This is a genomic window from Stieleria tagensis, assembly GCF_024129865.1.
In the GTDB taxonomy this organism is placed as follows: domain Bacteria; phylum Planctomycetota; class Planctomycetia; order Pirellulales; family Pirellulaceae; genus Stieleria; species Stieleria tagensis.
Genome location: NZ_JAMYFE010000162.1, coordinates 1 through 1,448, shown reverse-complemented (window position 1 = coordinate 1,448; position 1,448 = coordinate 1). Strand labels below are relative to the sequence as shown.

Annotated in this window: 1 protein-coding gene; it reads left to right on the top strand. The window is 54.3% G+C overall.

Annotated elements, in window-relative coordinates; translation table 11 throughout:
* Positions 1 to 90: 90 nt before the first annotated feature.
* A complete protein-coding gene (locus NHH03_RS27235) occupies positions 91 to 1,440 on the top strand; it encodes an IS4 family transposase (RefSeq protein WP_253161518.1) in 1,350 nt (449 codons plus the stop codon).
* Positions 1,441 to 1,448: the final 8 nt, after the last annotated feature.

Below are 1,448 nucleotides of genomic sequence, written 5' to 3'. Positions count from 1 at the left end.
GCCCAATACCGCTAAATCGACATATCTAAGAAGTCGCATTTCCCCGCATAATTGTGGTATCTACGCCCAATCACGCAAAGGAAATGCGACATGTTTCAAACCGTTCCGGCGGCCGTCAAGGATTCAGCCCGACTTCGTGGCCTCAAACGCGTTCTCTCTCAGAAGACCGTCGAGCGTAGTATCGGTGAGCATCTCAAAACCCGCTACTGCAAACGAATCGACAACCGGCAACTTGTCTGGCTCATTGTCGGCATGGGACTCTTTCCCGGCAAGAAGTATCGCCAAATCTTTCGCCTATTCGCCGCTCCCTGGCTGCTGATTCCCTCCTCGGCGACCATCACCTCTGCGCGCAAGCGACTCGCCGCCAGCGTGATCGAGAAACTCTGTGATACGGTTGTCCATTTCCTGGCCCTCTCGCCGATCATGCACCCCTTCGCCTTCTACAAAGGACTGCGGCTGATGGGCATCGACGGGACCCTGCTGGACTGTCCTGACACCGACGCCAATCGGGAAGCCTTCGGTCGCCCATCAAATCAAACCTCTCATGGCGCTTTCCCGAAAGCCAGAGTCGTGACGTTGTGCGAGTTGGGAACCAGGGTGCTGTGGCGAAGCGTCATCGGCACCTATCACCAGAGCGAACAGAAGCTGACGCTCTCGCTGCTGAGACATCTCACGCCCGCGATGTTGCTGCTCGCTGACCGACATTTCGGTATCGCCCCGATCATCTATCCACTGCTACAGAAACAAGTTCCGTTTCTCATCCGCTGCAAGAAAGGTCAGATCTTTGCGGTCGAAAAAGTACTGGCTGACGGTTCCTACCTGTCGACGATCTACCTCGGAAAGAACGATCGTCTTCTGCGTCGTGTTGGCAAAACGATTCGCGTCATCCGCTACACCCACCATGATCCCAACCGCCCCGGTTGTGGGGAGGTGCATGTCTTGCTGACCAGTCTTCTTGATGCCGAGAAGTATCCAGCAGTCGAACTGATTGACCTGTACCACGTTCGCTGGGAAGAGGAAATCACCTTTTCGGAGTGGAAAGTCGCTCTGGGCGAGACCAAGATGCTGAGGAGCCAAAGTCCCGCGATGGTCCGCCAAGAGATCTGGGGAAAACTGTTGAGTCACTACATTCTGCGGTCGCTCATCTTTCGCGCTGCCGAAGTGGCCGAGGTCGCGCCGATCAACATTTCGTTTACCGGTGCACTGGACATCTTGATGGCGCGGTTGCCTGAAATCAAAACGAGCCGCGTAAATACTAAGCAGTGGCTGATCAACTTGATCAACGAGATCGCCGAGGAAAAGTTGCCTTCGCGAATTGATCGAATCAACCCTCGCAAAATCAAAAAACGCTCCAAAGCCAGACCCACCAAACACGACAGTGATCGACTTCCCCCTAAACCTAACGGACGATTCCGAGATCACATACAAATCTCGATTTAGCGGTATTG

What these genes read in the sequence shown, in the direction of transcription:
- NHH03_RS27235 (WP_253161518.1), top strand. Translation starts at nt 91, where the DNA reads ATGTTTCAAACCGTTCCGGCGGCCGTCAAGGATTCAGCCCGACTTCGT.